Annotated in this window: 20 protein-coding genes; 7 read left to right on the top strand and 13 right to left on the bottom strand. The window is 30.4% G+C overall.

Features of this window, described 5'->3' with window-relative positions; translation table 11 throughout:
• Positions 1-26: 26 nt before the first annotated feature.
• From FP421_RS00305 to rimP, 4 genes are all read right to left on the bottom strand, one after another.
• Positions 27-440, bottom strand: coding sequence for a hypothetical protein (locus FP421_RS00305; protein ID WP_159946423.1), 414 nt, complete (start codon positions 438-440; stop codon positions 27-29).
• A gap of 188 nt (positions 441-628) precedes the next feature.
• Entirely contained in the window at positions 629-3,448 is a 2,820-nt protein-coding gene (gene infB, locus FP421_RS00300; protein WP_159946421.1) for a translation initiation factor IF-2, read from the bottom strand.
• Between the two features lie 59 nt (positions 3,449-3,507).
• Positions 3,508-4,764 (bottom strand): transcription termination factor NusA, encoded by a 1,257-nt coding sequence (gene nusA, locus FP421_RS00295; RefSeq protein WP_159946419.1) that lies wholly within the window; start codon positions 4,762-4,764, stop codon positions 3,508-3,510.
• Between the two features lie 12 nt (positions 4,765-4,776).
• The gene (gene rimP / locus FP421_RS00290; protein ID WP_159946417.1) at positions 4,777-5,241 is read right to left on the bottom strand and encodes a ribosome assembly cofactor RimP; all 465 of its coding nucleotides are present in this window, start codon (positions 5,239-5,241) and stop codon (positions 4,777-4,779) included.
• Between the two features lie 171 nt (positions 5,242-5,412).
• Here rimP and FP421_RS00285 point away from each other — a divergent pair, with 171 nt between their 5' ends.
• Complete coding sequence (locus FP421_RS00285; protein WP_159946415.1) at positions 5,413-6,240, top strand: universal stress protein; 828 nt, start codon at positions 5,413-5,415, stop codon at positions 6,238-6,240.
• 9 nt (positions 6,241-6,249) lie between these two features.
• Here FP421_RS00285 and truB read toward each other — a convergent pair whose 3' ends face one another.
• The 7 genes from truB to FP421_RS00250 form a co-directional block, all read right to left on the bottom strand.
• Positions 6,250-6,945 (bottom strand): tRNA pseudouridine(55) synthase TruB, encoded by a 696-nt coding sequence (gene truB, locus FP421_RS00280; protein WP_159946413.1) that lies wholly within the window; start codon positions 6,943-6,945, stop codon positions 6,250-6,252.
• 23 nt (positions 6,946-6,968) lie between these two features.
• Positions 6,969-7,763 (bottom strand): undecaprenyl-diphosphate phosphatase, encoded by a 795-nt coding sequence (locus FP421_RS00275; RefSeq protein WP_159946411.1) that lies wholly within the window; start codon positions 7,761-7,763, stop codon positions 6,969-6,971.
• Between the two features lie 2 nt (positions 7,764-7,765).
• A complete protein-coding gene (locus tag FP421_RS00270; RefSeq protein WP_159946409.1) occupies positions 7,766-8,008 on the bottom strand; it encodes a DUF3098 domain-containing protein in 243 nt (80 codons plus the stop codon).
• 3 nt (positions 8,009-8,011) lie between these two features.
• Entirely contained in the window at positions 8,012-8,890 is an 879-nt protein-coding gene (locus tag FP421_RS00265) for a cell division protein FtsX (protein WP_159946407.1), read from the bottom strand.
• Between the two features lie 75 nt (positions 8,891-8,965).
• Positions 8,966-9,367 (bottom strand): methylmalonyl-CoA epimerase, encoded by a 402-nt coding sequence (gene mce / locus FP421_RS00260; protein WP_159946405.1) that lies wholly within the window; start codon positions 9,365-9,367, stop codon positions 8,966-8,968.
• 71 nt (positions 9,368-9,438) lie between these two features.
• A complete protein-coding gene (locus tag FP421_RS00255) occupies positions 9,439-10,851 on the bottom strand; it encodes a DUF5689 domain-containing protein (protein WP_159946403.1) in 1,413 nt (470 codons plus the stop codon).
• A 14-nt stretch (positions 10,852-10,865) separates the two neighbouring features.
• Complete coding sequence (locus FP421_RS00250; protein ID WP_159946401.1) at positions 10,866-13,616, bottom strand: carboxypeptidase-like regulatory domain-containing protein; 2,751 nt, start codon at positions 13,614-13,616, stop codon at positions 10,866-10,868.
• Between the two features lie 144 nt (positions 13,617-13,760).
• On the opposite strand from FP421_RS00250, the gene FP421_RS00245 reads away from it, so the two are divergent.
• The gene (locus FP421_RS00245) at positions 13,761-14,813 is read left to right on the top strand and encodes an endonuclease/exonuclease/phosphatase family protein (RefSeq protein WP_159946399.1); all 1,053 of its coding nucleotides are present in this window, start codon (positions 13,761-13,763) and stop codon (positions 14,811-14,813) included.
• 83 nt (positions 14,814-14,896) lie between these two features.
• Here FP421_RS00245 and FP421_RS00240 read toward each other — a convergent pair whose 3' ends face one another.
• A complete protein-coding gene (locus FP421_RS00240; RefSeq protein ID WP_159946397.1) occupies positions 14,897-16,429 on the bottom strand; it encodes an Rne/Rng family ribonuclease in 1,533 nt (510 codons plus the stop codon).
• Positions 16,430-16,712: 283 nt separating this feature from the next.
• A complete protein-coding gene (locus tag FP421_RS00235; protein WP_087521132.1) occupies positions 16,713-17,003 on the bottom strand; it encodes an HU family DNA-binding protein in 291 nt (96 codons plus the stop codon).
• Between the two features lie 129 nt (positions 17,004-17,132).
• Between FP421_RS00235 and mutY the strand changes: the two genes are divergently transcribed.
• The 5 genes from mutY (at position 17,133) to FP421_RS00210 (ending at position 22,210) form a co-directional block, all read left to right on the top strand.
• A complete protein-coding gene (gene mutY, locus FP421_RS00230; protein WP_159946395.1) occupies positions 17,133-18,176 on the top strand; it encodes an A/G-specific adenine glycosylase in 1,044 nt (347 codons plus the stop codon).
• Between the two features lie 40 nt (positions 18,177-18,216).
• The gene (locus FP421_RS00225) at positions 18,217-18,651 is read left to right on the top strand and encodes a single-stranded DNA-binding protein (RefSeq protein WP_159946393.1); all 435 of its coding nucleotides are present in this window, start codon (positions 18,217-18,219) and stop codon (positions 18,649-18,651) included.
• Between the two features lie 19 nt (positions 18,652-18,670).
• On the top strand, positions 18,671-19,999 hold the full coding sequence (gldE, locus tag FP421_RS00220) for a gliding motility-associated protein GldE (RefSeq protein ID WP_159946391.1): 1,329 nt from the start codon (positions 18,671-18,673) through the stop codon (positions 19,997-19,999).
• Positions 19,992-20,540 (top strand): gliding motility lipoprotein GldD, encoded by a 549-nt coding sequence (gldD, locus tag FP421_RS00215; protein ID WP_159946389.1) that lies wholly within the window; start codon positions 19,992-19,994, stop codon positions 20,538-20,540. The genes gldE and gldD overlap by 8 nt, the downstream gene beginning before the upstream one ends.
• Before the next feature lie 98 nt (positions 20,541-20,638).
• Positions 20,639-22,210, top strand: coding sequence for a hypothetical protein (locus FP421_RS00210; RefSeq protein WP_159946387.1), 1,572 nt, complete (start codon positions 20,639-20,641; stop codon positions 22,208-22,210).
• Positions 22,211-22,282: the final 72 nt, after the last annotated feature.

Here is a 22,282-nt window from a genome sequence, read left to right as displayed (position 1 = left end):
AAATATTTTATAATTAAAAGGTATCACTAAAAACACTCCTTATAATTAGAACTTCTCTTCAATAAGGTTTTATTAACTTCTCCATCTTTGATTAACTCAATAATATTATTATTACAAGACATCTTAATATGATACGAAAAAACATTTCCAAAATTGAAGTCTATAAATAGTTTATCATCTTCAATCCAATAATCTTTGGTTCCTGGGATAGCTGCTTTAAACTCTCCTTTGTCTCCATAATAAGTGAACTCCTCGCCATCTTTAAAAGTATGCATAATGGTTTCCTCAAAATCTTTTAATAACCATTCTCCAGTTTCTAAAATTGCTACTTTTTCTTGCATAGTTAATTCTAATTGTAAATCTTCATTGTTATTAGTACAATTTGAAAATACTCCAATTAAAATTAAACAAGCTAAAGTATTTATGATGATTTTTTTCATGATTATAGTTTTAGGATTATTAATGATATAAATCAACAACTTATTTATATTTTTCTATCAGTTAATCTTCTTCAGAAGGAAAAAGTAACATTAAAAGGGAAAGAAAATCATTGAATAAATAAATTTAAAACAAAAAAAAGGAGATTTTCTCTATTAAAAAATCTCCTTTTCGTTAATGGTATAAAATATTATTTTAATTTCTTTTTAACGGCAACTTCTTGATAAGCTTCAATTACATCACCTTCTTCAATGTCATTGTATCCTTTGATTTGAAGTCCACAATCGTAACCTTTTGCTACTTCTTTAACATCGTCTTTAAAACGTTTTAATGAAGTTAGCACTCCGTCATGAACAACAATTCCGTCTCTAATTACACGTATTTTAGAATTTCTAAAGATTTTACCAGACATTACCATACAACCTGCAATGTTACCCACTTTAGAAATTTTATAAACTTCTCTAATTTCTACATTACCTGTAACTTCTTCTTTCATTTCAGGAGATAACATTCCTTCCATGGCATCTTTTAAGTCATTTATGGCATCATAAATAATAGAGTATGTTCTAATATCTACTTCTTCTCTATCTGCTACTGCTCTTGCATTTCCTTGCGGACGTACATTAAACCCAACAATAATTGCATCTGAAGCTGTTGCTAATAACACATCACTTTCTGTAATGGCTCCAACACCTTTATGTAAAATATTAACTTGAATTTCTTCTGTTGATAATTTCTGGAATGAGTTTGTTAACGCTTCTACAGAACCATCTACATCTCCTTTTAAGATGATGTTTAATTCTTTAAAGTCTCCTAACGCAATTCTACGACCAATTTCATCAAGTGTTAATGTTTTCTGAGTTCTAACAGATTGCTCACGTTGTAATTGAGAACGTTTTGTTGCAATTTGCTTAGCTTCTCTTTCATCATCAAAAACGATAAATTTATCACCTGCTTGTGGTGCTCCATCTAAACCTAAAATTGATACTGGTGTTGATGGACCAGCAACTTTTAATTTGTTTCCTTTATCATCAAACATTGCTTTTACCTTACCACTGTTTTTACCAGCTAAGATATAGTCACCTATTTTTAATGTTCCAGCTTGTACTAGAATGGTAGTTACATAACCACGCCCTTTGTCTAATTGTGCTTCTACAACTGCACCCACTGCATTTTTATTAGGATTTGCTTTCAGTTCTAAAACTTCGGCTTCTAATAACACTTTTTCTAAAAGTTCATCAATTCCTTGACCTGTTTTTGCAGAAATATCTTGAGATTGAATGTTACCACCCCATTCTTCTATCAATAAATTCATTGAAGAAAGTTGTGTTTTTACATTATCAGGATTTGCATTTGGTTTATCAATCTTGTTAATTGCAAAGATAATTGGAACTCCTGCTGCTTGAGCGTGAGAAATTGCCTCTTTTGTTTGTGGCATTACATCATCATCTGCAGCTGCAACAATAATTACTAAATCTGTAACTTGCGCTCCACGTGCACGCATTGCTGTAAAGGCTTCGTGACCTGGTGTATCTAAAAATGCAATTTTTTCATCACCAACATTTACAGAATATGCACCAATGTGCTGCGTGATTCCTCCACTTTCACCATCAACAATATTTGCGTTTCTAATGTAATCTAACAACGAAGTTTTACCATGATCTACGTGACCCATTACAGTAATAATTGGCGCACGTTTTTCTAAATCTTCTGGTTTATCTTCCGTTTCTTCTATAGATTCTTCTACTTCTGCTCCTATAAATTCTACCTTATAGTTAAATTCTTCAGCAACAATAACTAATGTTTCTGCATCTAAACGCTGATTCATTGTTACCATCATACCCAACATCATACAAGAGGAAATGATATCTGTTACAGGAACACCCATCATTGTAGCAACTTCACTTACCGTAACAAATTCTGTAACTTTTAAGATTTTGTTATCTAATGCTTGTGCTTCTTGTTCAGCTTCAGTTTGCTCTCTGTGAGCGTCACGTTTGCTTCTTCTGTATTTTGCTCCTTTTCCTTTAGAAGATTTCCCTTGAAGTTTTTCAAGAGTTTCTCTTACTTGTTTTTGGATTTCTGCTTCTGTAGGCTCTTCTTTTTTAACAGCTGGCCTTTGATTTCCTCTTCCTTTATTAAACCTATTTCCTCCTCTATTATTTTGGTTTCCTCTGTTGTTAGAATTTCCAGTACCAGGTTTACTAATTCTCTTACGTTTTCTCTTAGTATCGGAAGTTTTAGAAGTAGCTTTTTTCTCCTCTTTCTTCTTCTTAGGTCTTTCAAATTGTTTTAAATCAATTTTCTTACCTGTAAAGTTTGGTCCATCTAACTTTTTATATTGAGTTTTAATGGCCTCAGCATTTTCTGGAGTAACTTCTTCCTTCTTTTCTTCTGCCTTTGGAGCCTCTTTAGTTTCTTTAGCAACTACTTTTGGTGTTTCTTTTGGCGCTTTTTCTTGAACTTTTTTAGGAGCTTCCTTTTTTTCTTGAGCAATTTTTTTAACCACTTTTAATCCCTCTAGCTTTGGAGCTTTTGCTTCAACAACAGGAGATTCTGTCTTCTTAGGTTCTTCTTTTACCTCTTTAACTTCCTTAACCTCTTTTGGTTCTTCTATTACCTCTTTTGGTTTTTCAGCAGCTTTTTTGGTAGTTCCATCAATATCAATCTTACCAACGGTTTTAAACTCCAATTTATCTGCTTTGGCTTTTAAAACTTCTTCTTTCTTCTCTTCTTCTGCTCTTTTCTTTTCTAATTTAGCTTCAAGTTCTAAACGAATTGCTTCTTTCTCTTTACGTTTTTCTTCTCCAACTTCTTTAGACGCAGCTTTTTTGTTTGCGTCTGTTTCAAAGCCGTCAAGTAACACTTGATATACCTCTCCAGTAATTTTAGTAGTTGGTCTTGCTTCTATTTCATGACCTTTACCTGCTAAATACTCGACAGCTCTATCAAGAGAAATATTTAACTCTCTTAAAACTTTATTAAGCCTCATTGTTTTGCCTACAGACATATATTCTTTTTAACTTATTACTTGTAAAAATATGATTTTTACTTAACTTCTTACTACAATTAGTCCTCGAATTCTTCTTTTAAGATTCTTTGGACGTCTATAATTGTTTCTTCTTCTAAATCGGTTCTTTTTACCAATTCTGCAACAGAAGTTTCTAATACGCTTCTTGCGGTATCTAAACCAATGTTTTTGAATTCTGCAATAATCCAATCTTCGATTTCATCTGCAAATTCTGTTAACTCTACATCTTCTTCTTCTAAACCTTCTCTTTGAACGTCTATTTCGTATTTAGTTAACTCACTTGCCAAACGAATATTAACACCACCTCTACCAATGGCTTTAGAAACTTCTTCTGGTTTTAAAAGTACATTTACACGTCCTTTTTTACCATTTTTTTCTTCCTCATACATTTCAATTTCCATTGAAGTCACTTTAGCAGGACTCAATGCTCTTGAAATGAATAATTGTTCGTTTTTTGTATAATTGATTACATCAATATTCTCGTTTCCTAACTCACGTACAATTCCGTGAATTCTTGATCCCTTAACACCAACACAAGCTCCTACAGGATCTATTCTATCATCATACGAATCTACAGCTACTTTTGCTTTTTCACCAGGTATTCTTGCAACACCTTCTACTGTGATTAATCCATCGAAAACCTCAGGAATTTCTTGTTCAAATAATTTTGTTAAGAAAACAGGAGATGTTCTAGATAGAATGATTGCTGGTTTGTTACCTCTTAGCTCTACTGATTTTATTACACCTCTTACTGAATCTCCTTTTCTAAAAAAGTCAGAACGAATTTGCTCACTTTTTGGCAATACAATTTCATTTCCTTCATCATCTAAAAGAATGATTGCATTATGACGTATATGATGTACTTCTGCACTGAATAACTCACCTTCTAAATCTTTAAATTGCTTAAAGATGTTTGTACTATCGTGCTCGTAAATTTTAGAAATTAAGTTTTGACGTAATGCCAAAATAGCTCTTCTCCCTAAATCGATTAGTTTTACTTCCTCAGAAACGTCTTCGCCAATTTCAAAATCTGGCTCAATTTTTCTGGCTTCACTTAATTCGATTTCTTCATTATCATCTTCAGAAAAACCATCAGCAACTACTACTCTATTTCTCCAAATCTCTAAATCTCCTTTGTCTGGGTTTATAATAATATCAAAATTATCATCAGACCCAAACTTACGTTTTAAGGCAGCTCTGAATACTTCTTCTAAAATAGACATTAATGTTACTCTGTCTATGCTTTTGTTATCTTTAAATTCTGAAAACGAATCAATTAATGCTATATTCTCCATTTCATTCTTTGCTTAAAATACAATCTTCACTTTTGCTTCTTTAATATTTGTATAGGCTATAGTTGCTATTTTTTCAACTGTAACTTTACCTTTTCCTATTGGTTTTGGCTCTCTAGCTTTCCACTTTAAAACGATATTATCATTATTTGTTTCTACTAAAGTCCCTTCTAACTCTTCTTCTTGAGTTTTCACTTTAAGAATTCTATTCAAATTCTTTTTGTATTGTCTCTTTTCTTTTAGAGGATGAGAAATATCTGGTGTTGTTACTTCTAAAGAAAAATCTTCTACTTCTCTATCTAAGTTGTGCTCAACATTTCTGCTTATTCTGATACATTCACTTAACGGAACACCATTATCACCATCTACAGTAACTTGAATTTTGTTATTCGCTGAAATAGATAAATCTATTAAAAATAACGATTCATTCAAGGCTAATGCTTCATGTACTAAATCTTTTACTTTTGTTGCCTGCTTCATAAATCTTAAAAAAAAGTATAAAAAGAGGGGACTTTCAAGTCCCCTTCCTTATCATTTATCCTTTATTTTCGGTGCAAATATACGAATACTTTATGATTTACCAAACTTAGTTTAATTCATTTATTTTTTGTAACTTAGGATTACAATTCAATCACTAAAAAATTTTGTATTATGAAAAAAATTTTAGTTCCTATAGATTTTTCGAAACCTTCAAAATATGCTGCTCAAATGGCTGCACAAATTGCAAAAAAAACCAATGCGACTATTTATTTACTTCACCTTATTGAACTCCCAAAAGGAGTTGTAGACATGGGTGCTAGAAGTAGGTTTAGCATACCTGAAAGTATGTTGTATTTAAGAAAAGTAAGAGAAAAAGTATTGGATTTTAAAGAAGCTGTTTTTAGCGAAAAGATCGATGTAAAATACATTATAAAGTTGAGTAATCCTTTTGAGGGCATACAGTTATATGCTGATAAAATTGATGCCGACTTGATTATAATGGGTTCTAAAGGTCATTCTGAATTTGAGGAAATTTTTATTGGCTCAAATACCGAAAAAGTAGTACGTAGTTCTCACAGACCTGTTATTGTTGTGAAAAAGGATAGTAAAAAGTTTAAATTAAAACAGCTTGTTTTTGCATCGAATTTTAAAGAAGAAAATAAAGTTGTTTTTGGAAAGTTTATTGAAATTGCATCTTTATTTAACAGTAGGGTACATTTATTAAAAGTAAATACTCCTTCTAATTTTGAAAGCACAGTAGCTGCAAAACAAAAAGTAAAAGATTTTATTAAAGACTTTGATTTGTCTAATAAGAAAATACACATTTATAGCGATGTCTCTGCAGAAAAAGGAATATTAAATTTTGCAAGAGAAATTAATGCAGATTTAATTGCTTTGGCAACTCATGGTAGAAGTGGTATTGCGCATTTATTTACAGGAAGTGTTACAAAAACTTTATCTAAAAATGCTTTAAAACCTATGTTAACCATTAAGGTTTAGGTTAAAACATTAGTCTTTTTCGACTAAGCTATTGATAAACTCATTAATAGAAACTGCTTTTTTTACTGAAAAGTCACCAATTTTTGTTCTTCTTAAGGCGGATAAATGTGCACCTGAGTTTAGTGCTTTTCCAAAATCATTTGCTAAAGAGCGGATGTAAGTACCTTTACTACAAACAACTCTAAATTCAACTTCTGGAAAGTTTATTTTGGTGATTTCAAATTCTGATATTGTTACTTCTCGAGATTTGATTTCTGTAGTCTCTCCTTTTCTAGCCAACTCATACAAACGTTTTCCGTCTTTTTTAATTGCTGAAAAAATAGGTGGCTTTTGTTGAATATCTCCTATAAACTGTTGAGTTGTTTGATGAAGTAATTCATCAGTAATATGATCTGTTGGAAATGATTTATCAATTTCTGTTTCTAAATCGAAACTTGGAGTAGTTGCTCCCAATGTAAAAGTACCAGTGTATTCTTTTACTTGACCTTGGTAAATATTGATTTGTTTTGTTTGTTTGCCAGTACAAATAATTAACAAACCAGTAGCTAAAGGGTCTAAAGTACCTGCATGACCTACTTTAATTTTTTTAATATTAAAGCGTTGTTTAATATGCCAACGAAGCTTATTTACGGCCTGAAAAGATGTCCAGTTTAATGGTTTATCAATCAATAAAACTTGTCCAGATTTAAAATCTTCTTCTGTCATTTATGATGAATTTATTTCAGTATTTAATTCATCAAAGCATAACCAATTGCTACCAAACCAACAATTGCACAGTATAATGAGAAGTAAGATAATTTACTTTTTTTAACTAAAGCAATCATCCATTTACAAGCCAATAAACCAGAAACAAAAGCAGCAATAAAACCAATGGCTATTGGCATTATCTCTGAAGATTGAAAATTTAAATCTCCGCCTAGAATGTCTTTTCCTATTTTTCCAAAAATCAACGGAACAACCATTAAGAAAGAAAAACGGGCAGCTTTGGTTCTATCTACACCTAATAAAACGGATGTAGAAATTGTAGCTCCAGATCTTGATATTCCTGGAAGCATTGCAATTGCTTGAGAAACACCTATGATGATTGAATTACTAATAGAAACATTTTTATTGGTGTTTTTTGCTTTATCAGCCAACAATAACAAGATAGCAGTTACTAAAAGCATTGCACCTACTAATAATATTTTTCCTCCGAAAAAAGATTCTAGTTGCTCTTCGAAAAGTAAACCCACAAAGACAGCAGGAATCATAGAAAGAATAATTTTTAATGAAAACTGAAACTCTTCATTCCATTTAAATTGCAATAATCCTTTAATAATATCAAGCACTTCTTTTCTAAAAATTACTAACGTACTTAATGCTGTTGCAAAGTGCAAAACAACAGTAAAAGTTAAGCTTTCTTCGGGTACAGAGGTGTCTCCTAAAATTGCTTTTGCAAGCTCTAAATGTCCGCTTGAAGAAACAGGCAAAAACTCTGTTAATCCTTGAATTATACCTAAAACAATAGCTTCTATAATATCCATATTTATTTTTTAGGATTTAATAAAATGGCATAAATTTCTATACCTAAACCAATAATCACTAAAGTTGGCGCTAGTCTAATTCTTTGCCAATTGTATATTTCTTCGTTAAAAACTGCTGGATCATCACTTCCTCCACCTGACATTAAGATAAAACCCAAACCTATGACCATCACTCCAATAATCATAAATATATAATTTTTCTTACCAAATAAGAATTCTGGTTTTTCTGTTTTTTCGTTTTCCATATTCTAATAATAAAGTTCGTCTGTTTGTAAATTTAAAAAACGTTGAGTAGCAAAAAATGTACTTACCCAAGTAATTAATATTGCCGATAATAGCACACCAGCTACCAAATAAATGATGGTGATATAATCTTTGATTAACTCTAAAGAAGGAATGTATTTATCAACATAAAAAATGATTACTGCCAATCCTAAAAAAGCGATAAATGCACCTATCATTCCTAATTTTATACTCTGAACAATGAATGGTTTTCTAATAAAATTCTTTGTAGCTCCAACCATTTGCATGGTTTTGATATTGAATCTTTTTGAGTGTATTGACAATCTAATAGAACTATTGATTAATACCATAGCTACCAAACCAAAGAAACCGCTTATAATTAGCAGCCAAAAACTAATTCTTTGAATGTTTTTTGTTAATAAATTAATTAGTGGTTTATCATAAGAAACATCTGCTACAAAAGCGTTTTTTAGAAAACGAGTTTCTAGTTCTTGCATTTTTTCTGGAGTTACAAAATCTGCTTTTATATAGATATCAATCCCGTTTTTTAACGGATTTTTACCTAAAAACTTCAAAAAATCTTCTCCTATCTCTTTACTATATTGTTTTGCTGCTTTTTCTTTACTTATATAAATCACTTTTTTTGTAAAGATTTCTTTTTTTAGTGATTCTTTAAAAGTAAATATTTTCTCATTTGATACTTCATCTTTTAAAAACAAAGTCATCGCTACTTTTTCTTTTACGGTGTTAGCTACTTTTGTTGATTTTAATACAATTAAACCTAGAACTCCAACAAGAAACAGCACCAAAGCAATACTTACTACAACAGAAAAGTAAGAGGATCTTAGACGTCTTTTTTGATAAGAATCGAATGATTTAGACATAAATTGAAACTAGTTTTATGTGTCGCAAGATAATAATAAGTATACAGTTGACCGTATTTGTTAATAGTAATTTAACTAATTGATTTCTTGACATAATTCAATTAAGACTCCATTAGTAGTTTTTGGGTGTAAAAATGCCACCAACTTATTATCAGCTCCTTTTTTTGGAGTTTCATTTAAAACAATAAAACCTTCATTTTTCAGCCTTTTTATTTCTGATTGAATATCTGAAACCGCAAACGCAATATGATGAATTCCTTCTCCTTTTTTTGCTATAAATTTTGCAATAGGACTTTCCGGATTTGTGGCTTGCAACAGTTCAATTTTATTAGGCCCAGATTTAAAAAAGGATGTTTTAACTCCTTCTGAGGCTACTTCTTCCATTTTGTAATGGGCTTCACCAAACAACGATGCAAATACATCATTCGATTTTTCTAAATCTTTAACAGCAATTCCAATATGCTCTATTTTATCCATAGTGTAAAAATAAAAAAAACCAGTAAAGAAATGCTTTACTGGCTTTTTTATTTATGCTTTAAGTAAATAAATTACTTAGCTAATACTTTAAAATCGTCTACCATATAAGCACCATCTAAAGTGGTATCTGTTCCCGAACCAACAAATTTAAAACCGACATACAATGTACCTGTGTAGCCTGAAAGATCTATTAAACCTCCATCTTTAAAAGCATACCAAGAATCACTCATGGTAGGGATATTGGCATTAATTTTTTCCCATGTTGCAGCAGTTACATTTGTACCATCAAAATCTGTAGAGACAAAAACTTCTAAAGTGTTTTGGTCTGAATCTAAATGGTGTTGTGCTAATTGGAAATTAACAAACACTTGACTATGAGCACTCATATCTACACTTGGTGACACTAGCCAACCAACATTTACAGGATCATTTGTTCTAAATCCACTAAATTCTGCATAACCATTTCCATTGAAAATTTGCTCAGTCCAAAGTTCACTTCCTGTTTCTGCAAAATTAGTCCAATTTGGAAAATCTAAATTTGTATTATCTGTACCAGAATCAAAATCTTCTCCTAAAACAAGTGTAAAATCATTGATATCTAGAGGCTCACATCTTGCTCCTGTCATATCTACATCTTCAACTTTATTTAGAGCTAACACTAAATCACTACCGTTAAATGTTTTTGAAACTACCCCAGAAATACTACCTCCACCTGCTGGTAGCACTTGAAATTTAAAATCTGCAAAAGCACTAGTTTCTAAAATAAAGTTTGTGTAGCCAAATCCTTCACAACTCTCTAATAAACGTTGTGTATCAAATTGATCATTAGCATCTACATATGTTTTACCTGCTAAGGTAGTTGGGAATTGAGCATTATCAATTTTTACATATAAACCTACATGACTGTCATTTATTGAAGATAAACTTACCATTAAAGGTGTAAGTTCTTCTGTAGTAGCGCCTCTTAAAATATGATCATCCACCTGTGCTAGAGATAAGTTTTCTACTTCATTATCAATATTCATTGCTCCTCCAATAGCTACAACTCCATCTCCAGATCTAACCTCACCAATGTATAAACCTTTTAAATTGATATATACTTCTCTACCTACATTAAATTTGTTGTAAGAATCTGTTAATTCTAAAACTATTTTTACCGCAGCAGAAGGGCTAGTTGGAGAATCCTGAATAAAAAATTCTTTATAAAAATTTCCAGAAAAATCTGAAGAAGTTACATATCCTTTAACAACAATGTCTGAAGTAATTTCTGTTGCTTGTCCATTAACAAATAATCCTTTTAGATTAGATACAGAAATTTCATTAATTGTTCCTGCTGTAATATCTTCTTGAAGTTTTTGTAATGCTTGGGTTTCTTCACCTCCAAGAGAATTAGGTATGGAGAAATCTCCATCTTCTACACAAGATGTAAAAGAAATACTAGTTACTAAAGCTAGTAAAATGATGATTAATTTATTAGTTTTCATAATTCGTTTATTTTTTAAAATCTTAAGTTTACGTTTAAAAAGTAGGTTGTACCTCTACCATACCAGTATCTATTTCCAAAAACTGGTGTATCAAGAGCTTTATCATCTCTTAGTTGTCTAAAGTTTGCGTTTCTTCCTTGCTCAAATCCACCTGATTTGTATTCTTTATTGAACAAGTTGTTTACTGTAGCAAAAACACTGATGTATTTTTCTCCAATTTTCCAAGATTTACCACCAATTAAATTGACAACCATATAGTCATCAAATTTTTCTTGTTGTAATAATTCTCTTGCTAAATCAGGATCATAATCTACAAAAGGTAAACCATCTGCATCTTCATAAAAATTTGAAGATCTATTTAAAGGTGCTACATCTACATACGTATTTGTAAAAAAGTTAGCAGTTGCTCCTACCCACCAATACTCAGGATCTCTGTATTCGAAACCAACAGAATATGCGTTTTGTGGACCTGATGCTACTTTGTAATTCTTTAACAATGCTATGTAGTCTTTAGATCTAAAATCAGAATCAAAACCACCATTATCTGCAACATCTGAAGTAAGATATAAATCAGGATTGTTGTCATAGGTAAATTGACCAATAGAAGCAGCTCCTTTTAATTTAATTGTAGAAGTAACTTGCGCTTCTATACCCAACTCTAATCCTAAGTGTTTTTTATCTATTCCTGATAATACTTCTTGCACAAATGCAGTATTATCACCACCAACTCCGTCTGCAAAATAGAAAGATATTTCTGTTGCGTCTTGAATTTTTGTGTAATACGCAGTTAACCTAGAAGTAATGATTGGACTTCTAACAATATAGCTTAAGTCTGATGTGAATATTTTTTCACTTTTTAAGTTTTCTACAGTATTGTTATTTTCTCTAACATTAGAAAAAGAATTTCTAATAGTTGGTGCATTTGATAGATACCCAACATTAGCATCTATTAAATGACGACCTGTTATTTTGTAAGTTAATCCTCCTTTTGCACCAAAATTGGTAAAACTTAACTTGTCTGAATTTCCAAGAGAGTTATTTTGAAATCTACCATTTTGGTACAACCCTTCTCTTTGATGGCTAGTTTGAGAAACATTTAGTGCTGCATAAAAATCAACTTTATTATACTTGAACTGAGTTTGAATAAATGTTCCTATAACATCAGAATTTAAATTGTAATTATATCTAAATTTATCTCCAGCACCAACAACTCTATTAGGATCTAATAAGTTATTTTGCTTTTGATTTGCTGTATCTGCAAATGGATTGATATCTAAATAACCTGTTCCGCCTAATAAATCTATAACTTCTGCAAATGCATTAGAACGTAAACGTTTGTACTCTAATTTTGCATTTAAGGTAATGTTACTATTCAATTCTGAATTTAAAATTGAATTTATTGTTAATTGTTTATCATCGTTTCTATCTTCATATAAAACATATGCATTGTCTAAACCTACTGCTTTGTTTGTTAAGTTTGCATCATATATTCTATTCCAATTTAACTGACCATCATTTAAAAATCTTTGCTGAGACTCATATGCTGAAGCCAAATCTTGATTTCTTAATTCGAAACTTGGTAAGTATTGATAATAAGTTGGACTAGGATTAGCACCACCATTAAAATCTAAACGACTATTACCAATTTTACCAAACTGATAAGCTACGTTGGTCAGCAAGGAGGTTTTTTCAGACCAGTTCCAATAATGATTTAACATCAATATAGGCTCTGAAACTTCTTTTATTCTTGAGTTTATTTTTTTTCCATTTAAATATCCCCAATAATCATTGTAAGCAATACCTTTTAAGTTAAAAACTTCTTGAGTATTAGGTGATGACTTACCTCTTCTGTTAGGAGTAAAAATTGATGTAAAAGTTAAACTATGGTTCTCGTTAAACTTTTTATCTACTGATGCAAATAAAGAATACGCATTATAAGTTGTTCCTTCATTAAAACCTTCTAAACCTGCTCTTCTACTTCCTGAGAAAGTAAATGCCCAACCACCATCTAAGATACCTGTTGAATGAGTTGCCATAACTCTATGCACATAACTTCTATTTGAAGAAGAATAAGAGATTCTAGTTCCTGCTCTTTGTTCTGAGGCTCTAGTATTTATGTTTGTAGAACCTAACACACCTCCAAACGTAAAGTTTGATGGTGCTAAACCGTTACTAAATTCTTGATTTCTTAGAACATCATTCAAACCACCCCAATTACTCCATTGTGCTCTGCCATCTGAAAGTTTATTCATTTCAATACCGTTAATCAAAACTTTACCATTTCCAGAATCTAAACCTTTTATTCTAAAGAAAGAAGAACTAAACTCAAAGGCTGCAGTTCTTAAGAAAATATCCTTGGTTGCTTGTAACAAACCCGAAATATTATCTGCGGCACTTGCATCATCATTTAACTCATCATCTGTAATGGTTATTAAACTCAAATCTTGATCTACACTGATGTCTCGATACAATAGAATGCTACCTAAATCAACAGCTTTTCCAGAAAGTTCTACCGGAAAGTTTTGAGTTTCATACCCTTTTAACTTAATCTCTACAATGTATGAACCATTAGATAAGTTTTTCAATAAAAACACACCATCAATACCAGTAACCTGACTAACGCTTGTTTTTTTTACACTTACAGTAACATTTTGTAGAGGATTATCGGAATCGCCATCTGAAACAATTCCCTTTACAATATTTTGAGCTTTAACCCCCAAAAAAAGGAAGAAAAACATAAATATTGATAATCCAATTTTTTTCATAAATCTTGCTTGAATTTTTATAATATTTGATTGTAAATTGCAAACAAAATTAACGATTTTTAACAAATAATAGTGTTAACGTTACATTATATAATTCTTGGCTTAACTTTTGTTTTATATTTTTGTGAAATAAATTATACCACAATGAGAAGACATTCATACTTTTTCATACTTTTTTTACTCACTTCAACTTTATTTTTTTCTCAAAAAAAAGGAAAAAAATACAATATAAGAACTATAGCTTTTTACAATTTAGAAAATCTTTTTGACACAATTAATGATGTAAATAAAAATGATGAAGCTAGCCCAATAATGGAGTTAAAATCAAATAAATCAAAAGTCTATTGGGATAAGATTGATAAGTTAGGTAGTGTAATCTCTCAAATTGGTGCAGATAAAGCAAATACAAGTCCTGCAATTATAGGTGTAGCTGAAGTTGAAAATTTAAGTGTTTTAGAAGATTTGATAAAATCGAAACATTTAATAAAAAAAAGATATGGAATTATACATTATGATTCTCCAGACAAACGTGGTATAGATGTTGCTTTATTATATCAAAAAAGATATTTTAAACCCATACATCATGAGGTATTTAATCCTAAAATATACAGCAACAACTTCCCTGTTTACACAAGAGATCAATTATTAGTTTCTGGTTATTTAGATGATGAATTAATTCATGTTATTGTAAATCACTGGCCCTCAAAAAGAGGAGGCTCTAGAAGTATACCTTTTAGAGAAAAAGCAGCATATCAAAACACCAAAATTATAGCTCAAATAAGAGAAAAAGATCCAAAAGCAAAGATTTTAACTATGGGAGATTTTAACGATGACCCAATAGAATCTAGCTTTAAAAAAGTTTTAAAAACTAAAGAGAGAAAGAAAAATTTAAATGATGGAGATATTTATAATCCTTATGAAGAAATGTTTAAAAGAGGATTAAATACAGGAGCTTACAGAGATAATATTAGTTTGTTTGATCAAATTTTACTGTCATCAACACTAGTTGATAAAGGCAAAAAAGATTTCTCTAGCTATAAATTATTTAGAGCTATGATATTTAACAAACGATTTATGATGCAAACTAAAGGTCAGTTTAAAGGATACCCTTTACGAAGCTTTTCTTATGGAGGCTATACAGGTGGGTATTCAGATCACTTTCCTGTTTATATTTATTTAATTAAAGAAAAACAATAAACTTGTTCTTATAAAATATAAAACCCCGAAACTTAAAAGTTGCGGGGTTTTTTGATAAAAAATTATTGCCTTTATAGTACAGTTTAAGCTTTAAAAGTTTTAAATCTGTAATATAAGTATGTGTAAGCGTCACGAGGTATAATTGTAATCCACTTTTTATGTTTTAAATACCATTTAAAACGTATAGAATTTACTCCTTTTGTTAAATAAGCAGCAATAAAAGGGTGTACATGTAACTGAACCTTTTTATTTCCTTTAGAGTTTGACATAAATTTCTCTAAATCTGCTTCAATTTTCTCTAACAAAACTATTGGAGCTTCTACTTGTCCATTTTTATTTGGATTGTCTTCGGTAGTTTTTATACTCAACTCTGGTCTAACCCTTTGTCTTGTAATTTGAACTAATCCAAATTTACTTGGAGGTAATATTTTGTGCTTTGTTCTATCTAAAGCCATTTGTTCTTTTAGATGCTGATACAATTTATTTCTGTTTTCAGCTTTGTGCATATCAATAAAATCAACTACAATAATTCCACCCATATCACGCAATTGTAACTGTCGTGCAATTTCTGATGCTGCAATTAAATTTACTTCTAATGCTGTTTCTTCTTGAGAACCTGCTTTGTTAGAACGGTTTCCGCTATTTACATCAATAACGTGTAAAGCTTCTGTGTGCTCTATTACTAAATAAGCACCTTTACTCATAGATACTGTTTTACCAAACGATGTTTTAATTTGACGTTCAATTCCATATTTTTCGAAAATAGGAACTTGAGATCTATGTAGCTTTACAATTTTCTCCTTTTCAGGATAAATTTCCTGCAAATACTCTTTAATCTCTACTTTCAAACTATCATCATTTGTTACAATATTAGTGAATGATTCATTCATTACATCTCTTAAAATAGAAGATGCTCTGTTTAACTCACTTAAAATTTTGGTTGGTGTATTTGTATTAGGAATACGTTTACACATTGTTTTCCAACGTTCTAAAGAGTTTTGTAAGTCTTTATCTAATTCTGCTACTTTTTTACCTTCTGCAACAGTTCTTAGAATAACTCCAAAACCTTTGGGTTTAATGCTTTTAGCTAATCTTTTTAAACGTTCTTTTTCTTTTGGATCTGCTATTTTTTGAGAAACAGAAACTCGATTAGAAAAAGGAACTAGAACCAAAAACCTACCTGCAATAGATAACTCAGAACTTAATCTGGGACCTTTTGTAGAAATGGGTTCTTTTACAATTTGCACCAACAGGTTTTGCCCTGTTTTTAGTACTTGGTTAATACTACCGTCTTTGTTAATGTCATCTTCCTTTCGGAAGTTTTTTAAAGTGAACTCTTTATACTTACCTGTGCTTACTTTCTTAATGAACTTGTTTAATGAATTAACTTGCGCGCCTAAATCATGATAATGTAAAAATCCGTCTTTTTCATAACCAACGTTTACAAAACATGCATTTAAACCTGTTAACACTTTTCCTATTTTGGCTAAAAAAATATCGCCAACAGAAAACTTGTTATCGGTTGTTTCATTATTTAATTCAATAAGTTTTCCATCTCTTAATAAGGCAAAATCAATATCAGATGAATTTGAACGAATTATTAATTCTGTTTTCATACTGAACTGGCTTTAACACTGCACAGTATTGTGCAGATGGATTAATATTGTCAGGTATTTGTAATACCATGCGAGGTTAGTTTAACCTCTATGTCAATGAACTTTTTGTCTTTCGCTAAACTATAAACGAAAAAGTAAGCGAATGCTTACTTTTTCTTGTGTCTGTTTGCTCTAGCTCTTTTCTTTCTTTTGTGTGTAGAGATCTTAGCTCTCTTTCTTTTTTTACCACTTGGCATAATGTTCCGATGTTTTTTAAACCTATAAGGTTTAGATTAATGTTTTATTACTTAACCGCTACTTTACTTTTTACACCTTCTGTAAAAGTCTTAGCTGGTTTAAAAGCTGGAATGTTGTGAGCTGGAATCTTAATAGTAGTATTTTTAGAAATATTTCTACCAGTTTTTTCTGCTCTTGTTTTGATAATGAAACTACCAAAACCTCTTAAATAAACGTTATCACCATTTTCTAATGCATCTTTAACCTCAGTCATAAATGCTTCAACAGTTGCTAAAACATCAGTTTTTTCGATTCCTGATTTATCTGAGATTTTTGATACGATATCTGCTTTCGTCATGTCTATATTTTTATTATTTAATTTCAAAAATGCGGATGCAAATATATGATAATTAATCAATTCCAAAAACAATAAAGAGTAAATTTATATGAATTTTATAATGTAATTTCGCAATTCGATTTTTTAACAATGAAATTCTCTAACATTCTCATAAACTGGTATTTACAAAACCAACGCGAATTACCTTGGCGTAAAACAAAGAACCCATATTTTATTTGGCTATCAGAAATCATGCTACAACAAACTAGAGTTGCTCAAGGTTTGTCTTATTATTTAAAATTTACAACCGCTTTTCCAACGGTTTTTGACCTTGCAAAAGCAGATGAAAGTACCGTATTAAAAATGTGGCAAGGCTTAGGATATTATTCTCGTGCAAGGAACTTACATTTTACTGCAAAACATATCGTAAATGAACTTAATGGAGAGTTTCCATCAACATTTAAAGAGATTATTAAATTAAAAGGAATTGGTGATTATACAGCTTCTGCAATAGCATCAATTTGTTTTAATGAACCAACTGCAGTTGTTGACGGAAATGTGTATCGTGTTTTATCTCGTTATTTCGGAATCGATACTCCAATAAACTCATCTGCAGGAATTAAAGAATTTAAAAAATTAGCCCAAACTTTAATTGATGAATCTCAACCAGGAACCTTTAATCAGGCAATCATGGATTTTGGAGCCATACAATGCAAACCCAAAAAACCGTTATGCATGTTTTGCCCTTTTGCTGAAAGTTGTGTTGCTCTTCAAAAGAATTTAATTGAGAAACTACCCGTTAAAGAGAAAAAAATTAAAATTAAAAAAAGGTATTTTAATTATATCGTTGTAAAAACAGACGATGATAAAACCATTTTATCAGAACGAAAAGGAAAGGGAATTTGGCAAGGTTTGTATCAATTTCCTTTAATTGAAACAGATGCTATCATCAATAAAAACGAATTAATATCATCAAAAGAATTTCAAGATTTATTCCCTGAAGAAGCAACAATATCACTGCACAACAAAAAAGAAATTGTTCATAAATTATCGCATCAACATTTATATACTCAATTTTGGATTGTTGAAACAAAACAAACTATATCAGCCTTAATAGACTGGACTAGCGTAAAAAAATATCCAGTTCCTATATTGATTGCTAATTTTTTGGACGAATTTCTTCCTACAAAGTAATGGATATTTTTAGTACTTTTGGTATACAAATACACAAGCTATGGCAGGAACAATAAACAAAGTAATTTTAATAGGGAATTTAGGCGATGATGTAAAAATGCATTATTTTGATGATCAGAATTGTGTTGGAAGGTTTCCTATAGCTACAAGCGAAAGTTATACCAATAGACAAACTGGAGAAAAAGTAACCAATACAGACTGGCATAATATTGTAGTTAGAAATGGGTTGGCTAAAGTTTGCGAAAAATATTTAACCAAAGGTGATAAAGTTTATGTAGAAGGAAAACTAAAAAACCGTCAGTGGGAACAAGATGGTGTAAAACGTTATTCAACAGAAGTTCAAGTTACAGAAATGACAATGTTAAGCACCAAAAAGAATGCTGAAAATTCTAATAATGATCATCAAAATAAACCAGCTACTCCTGCAAAATCTGTTACTCCAGAACCAGAAGAGAATGATGATTTACCTTTTTAATTCATAAAAATTAATAGACTTGGATCCAGATCCCGAACTTTTATTTATCCTTTTTGCTTCTATCGATTTTTTAACAAGTATTAACCTTGTTGTGCTTATTGGTTTATTAATTAGTTCTGCTTTAGTTTCTGGAACAGAAGTTGCTTTTTTCTCACTTTCACAAACCGATATCAAAGAGCTTTCTAACAACGGAAAAGACGAAAATATTGTAGTTCGTTTATTGGAAAAACCAAGAAAATTATTAGCCACAATACTTATTACCAATAACTTTATAAATATTTTGATTGTGTTGCTTTTTGCTTCATTATCAGATACACTTTTTGGTGATTTTGATTATCAAATGGACTTTTCCTTATTCTCAGTTTCTGTCCGTTTTTTATTAGAAATTGTTTTAGTTACCTTTTTAATTTTATTGTTTGGCGAGGTTTTACCTAAAGTATATGCATCAAGAAATGCATTACGTTTCTCGAAAGCAATGTCAAAATTCATACATAGTATTAGTGTTATATTGACTCCTTTTAGCTTGCCCTTAATCACTTTAACCAAATGGATTGAAAATAAGTTAGGAAATAAAAATTCTAATTTCTCTGTTGAAACTTTATCTCAAGCATTAGAACTAACTTCTGAAGGCGCAACTACAAAAGATGAACAAAAAATTTTAGAAGGCATTGTAAATTTTGGGAATACAGAAACCGTACAAATTATGAAGCCTCGTATTGATATTTTTTCACTTTCTGATGAGGAATCTTATGAAAATGTTCTGAATAAAATTCTAGAGAACGGATATTCAAGAAATCCTGTTTACAAGGAAAATATCGATAATATTATTGGCGTTTTGTATGCTAAAGATTTATTAGCTCATTTAAATAAGAAAACTTTTAAATGGCAAAATTTAGTTCGCGAACCTTTTTTTGTTCCTGAAAACAAAAAGCTAGATGATTTATTGGGCGATTTTAGAGAGAAGAAAAATCACTTGGCAATTGTAGTTGATGAATATGGTGGCACAAGCGGATTAGTAACTTTAGAAGATGTTATCGAAGAAATTGTAGGTGATATTAATGATGAGTTTGATGATGACGATTTATCCTATTCTAAAATAGATATCAATAATTATATTTTTGATGGTAAAACTACCATCAAAGATTTTTGTAGAGTATTAGATGATGAAGATGAAGATATTTTTGAGGAAGAAAAAGGGGAGTCAGAAACTTTAGCAGGATTCATTTTAGAGATTTCTGGAAAATTTCCTAAAAAGGGCGAGAAAATAAACTTCAAGAACTATACGTTTACTATAGAAGCGTTAGACAAAAAACGTATAAAACAAGTAAAAGCAACTCGAAATGCGTAATCTTTTTATCTTTCTATTTGTATTGATGTTTATTGGTTGTAAAGATGCTATTTTACCAAAACCAAAAGCATATTTAAGTCTAGAATATCCTGAGAATTCTTATCAAAATTTACCATTAAAAAGACCCTACACATTTAAAGTTTCTAAAAATGCTACCCTTGTAGATGAAACCAATAATTGGTTAAAAATTAAATATCCTAATTTAAAAGCATCAATAGATATTACTTACAGACCTATTCAAAACAACCTTAAAGAACTACTCACTGAAGCAGAAAAATTAGTTTTTAAACACACTGTAAAAGCAGAAGAAATCATTCCTAAAGATTTTGTAAATCCTAAAAAAAGAGTTTTTGGAAGTTTGTACGAAATTACAGGAAATGCAGCTTCGCATTTGCAATTTCATATTACAGATAGTACACAAAACTTTATAAAAGGTAGTTTATACTTTTATGCAAAACCCAATTACGATTCTATTTTACCAGCTGTAGCATATGTTAAAGAAGATATTTTGCATTTGATAGAAACTTTACAGTGGAAATAATGAGTACAACTACCTGTTTTTCAAAATAGAAAAACTAACGCTTTTAATATTTCATGTTTTTTTGGTTATTGCAAATTACTAACCAAACATACTTAATTATGAAAAAAAGTGTTTTTTATACCCTTATTTTAAGCATATCTTTTAGCTTTTTTTATTCTTGTGATAAAAAAGAGAAAATAGTTGTAGCACCAAAATATACCATTTCTATAGATTCTGTAATAAGTTCAAAAGCTCCAGCTTTACAATCTTTTACACATGGTTTGTATAATGATGAATGGCTACTTTTTGCAGGAAGAACTAATAAAAAAGATGATGATGGTGGATTGCATGACATGAGAAAAAACAGTGATTATGCAAAGGAATCTTTTCCTCCCACTTCATTTAATGAAAATATTTATGTTTACAACCCGTCAACAAACAAAGCTCCAAAAAGCATTACTATTAATGAAATGATAGCTGCCATTGCAGAAAATTTTACTTCTTACAATTTAGATACCATAACTAAATACACTGCAGTTTTTAAAAATACAAATGCTTTAGTAAAACAAGTTGATGATTATCTATTTATTGTTGGTGGTTTTGGTCCTGCAGATTTTAAAAATCCAAAAAATGGATACACAACCTACAATCATGTTGCGCGTATTCATATTCCGTCTATGGTACATTTAGTAAAAAAAGAATATTCTAAAGTTAAAGAAGCTAAACTATTTGCTTTTGCTCAAAATAAAAATCTAATTAGTACTGGTGGAGAATTACATTATATTGGTGGAAGCACTATTAAAAAAGGGAGTTTTTATCTAGCAGGAGGACATAATTTTGGAAACAGTGCTCCAGGTTTTTCTCAAGGTCAAAAGTATGTTGATGCAGTATATCCTTTCACTATTGGTCCTGAAGTGATAAATAAAGATACCATTCAACATGTTTTATCTATCTCTGTAAGTGAACCTATTTCTGATGTTAGTGATCCAAATGGCGTTTCTTCTGATAACAACTCAATCTTTAGAAGAAGAGATGGCCCAATTACACCTTCTTTATACTATAATTCTCTAGAAAACACGTTAGAAGAAAGTATTGCAATTTATGCAGGTGTTTTTAAACCTGGTGAAGATTTACAAGCTTGGAATGATGCAATATATGTTCATCCAAACTGGACAAATAACAATAACAAACTATATACCCACGATAAAACTTACAATCAGAAAAACTTAAACGTATATTCTTGTCCTAATTTAGTAGCTTATGATGCTAATTCAAAAATTCTACATACTTTTTTATTAGGTGGAATTGGAGATGGAAACACAACTAAAGAAGTGCGTTTATCTGGATTTACAAATACAGGAACTCATATTAAATTGTATGTAGAAAGTAATCCTTTAAAAAGTACAAACACAACTTTTAGTCAAAATTTATTTGCAAAAAACACAACAAATTCAAAACCTTTTTACGGAGCAGAAGCTATTTTCTTTCCTTCTTCTAATTTTATAAGCACAACAGTATCTCCAGACATTTTAGATACTAGTTCTGTTTTTGGCGAAACAAAAAAGAGTGTTGAAGTTGGTTATATTTTTGGAGGAATAGAAGCATTTAGTTCTCATCCTGGAACTTATGGAAGAACAAAATCTAGAGCTTCTAATAAAGTTTGGAAAGTTACTTTAAAGCAACAATTTTAGATTTTTTTTAGCATTTTAATATTTAAAAGTAGTCTTAATAATTACTAAGGCTACTTTTTTTTGTATTCAACT

This window comes from Polaribacter septentrionalilitoris, from assembly GCF_009832745.1.
Lineage (GTDB): Bacteria > Bacteroidota > Bacteroidia > Flavobacteriales > Flavobacteriaceae > Polaribacter > Polaribacter septentrionalilitoris.
The sequence above is the reverse complement of the archived record's forward strand: the minus strand, read 5'-3'. Positions and strand labels throughout refer to the sequence as shown.

Bases quoted from the DNA above. Each gene is read 5' to 3' on its own strand.
- truB (WP_159946413.1), bottom strand. From the start codon at position 6,945: ATGACAGAAGAAGATTTTAAATCTGGACAAGTTTTATTGATTGATAAA.
- FP421_RS00285 (WP_159946415.1), top strand. From the start codon at position 5,413: ATGAAAAAAATTTTAGTTCCTATAGATTTTTCGAAACCTTCAAAATAT.
- FP421_RS00255 (WP_159946403.1), bottom strand. From the start codon at position 10,851: ATGAAAACTAATAAATTAATCATCATTTTACTAGCTTTAGTAACTAGT.
- mutY (WP_159946395.1), top strand. From the start codon at position 17,133: ATGAAATTCTCTAACATTCTCATAAACTGGTATTTACAAAACCAACGC.
- gldD (WP_159946389.1), top strand. From the start codon at position 19,992: ATGCGTAATCTTTTTATCTTTCTATTTGTATTGATGTTTATTGGTTGT.
- infB (WP_159946421.1), bottom strand. From the start codon at position 3,448: ATGTCTGTAGGCAAAACAATGAGGCTTAATAAAGTTTTAAGAGAGTTA.
- FP421_RS00275 (WP_159946411.1), bottom strand. From the start codon at position 7,763: ATGGATATTATAGAAGCTATTGTTTTAGGTATAATTCAAGGATTAACA.
- FP421_RS00265 (WP_159946407.1), bottom strand. From the start codon at position 8,890: ATGTCTAAATCATTCGATTCTTATCAAAAAAGACGTCTAAGATCCTCT.
- nusA (WP_159946419.1), bottom strand. From the start codon at position 4,764: ATGGAGAATATAGCATTAATTGATTCGTTTTCAGAATTTAAAGATAAC.
- FP421_RS00245 (WP_159946399.1), top strand. From the start codon at position 13,761: ATGAGAAGACATTCATACTTTTTCATACTTTTTTTACTCACTTCAACT.
- FP421_RS00270 (WP_159946409.1), bottom strand. From the start codon at position 8,008: ATGGAAAACGAAAAAACAGAAAAACCAGAATTCTTATTTGGTAAGAAA.
- mce (WP_159946405.1), bottom strand. From the start codon at position 9,367: ATGGATAAAATAGAGCATATTGGAATTGCTGTTAAAGATTTAGAAAAA.
- rimP (WP_159946417.1), bottom strand. From the start codon at position 5,241: ATGAAGCAGGCAACAAAAGTAAAAGATTTAGTACATGAAGCATTAGCC.
- FP421_RS00250 (WP_159946401.1), bottom strand. From the start codon at position 13,616: ATGAAAAAAATTGGATTATCAATATTTATGTTTTTCTTCCTTTTTTTG.
- FP421_RS00225 (WP_159946393.1), top strand. From the start codon at position 18,217: ATGGCAGGAACAATAAACAAAGTAATTTTAATAGGGAATTTAGGCGAT.
- FP421_RS00210 (WP_159946387.1), top strand. From the start codon at position 20,639: ATGAAAAAAAGTGTTTTTTATACCCTTATTTTAAGCATATCTTTTAGC.
- FP421_RS00240 (WP_159946397.1), bottom strand. From the start codon at position 16,429: ATGAAAACAGAATTAATAATTCGTTCAAATTCATCTGATATTGATTTT.
- FP421_RS00305 (WP_159946423.1), bottom strand. From the start codon at position 440: ATGAAAAAAATCATCATAAATACTTTAGCTTGTTTAATTTTAATTGGA.
- FP421_RS00235 (WP_087521132.1), bottom strand. From the start codon at position 17,003: ATGACGAAAGCAGATATCGTATCAAAAATCTCAGATAAATCAGGAATC.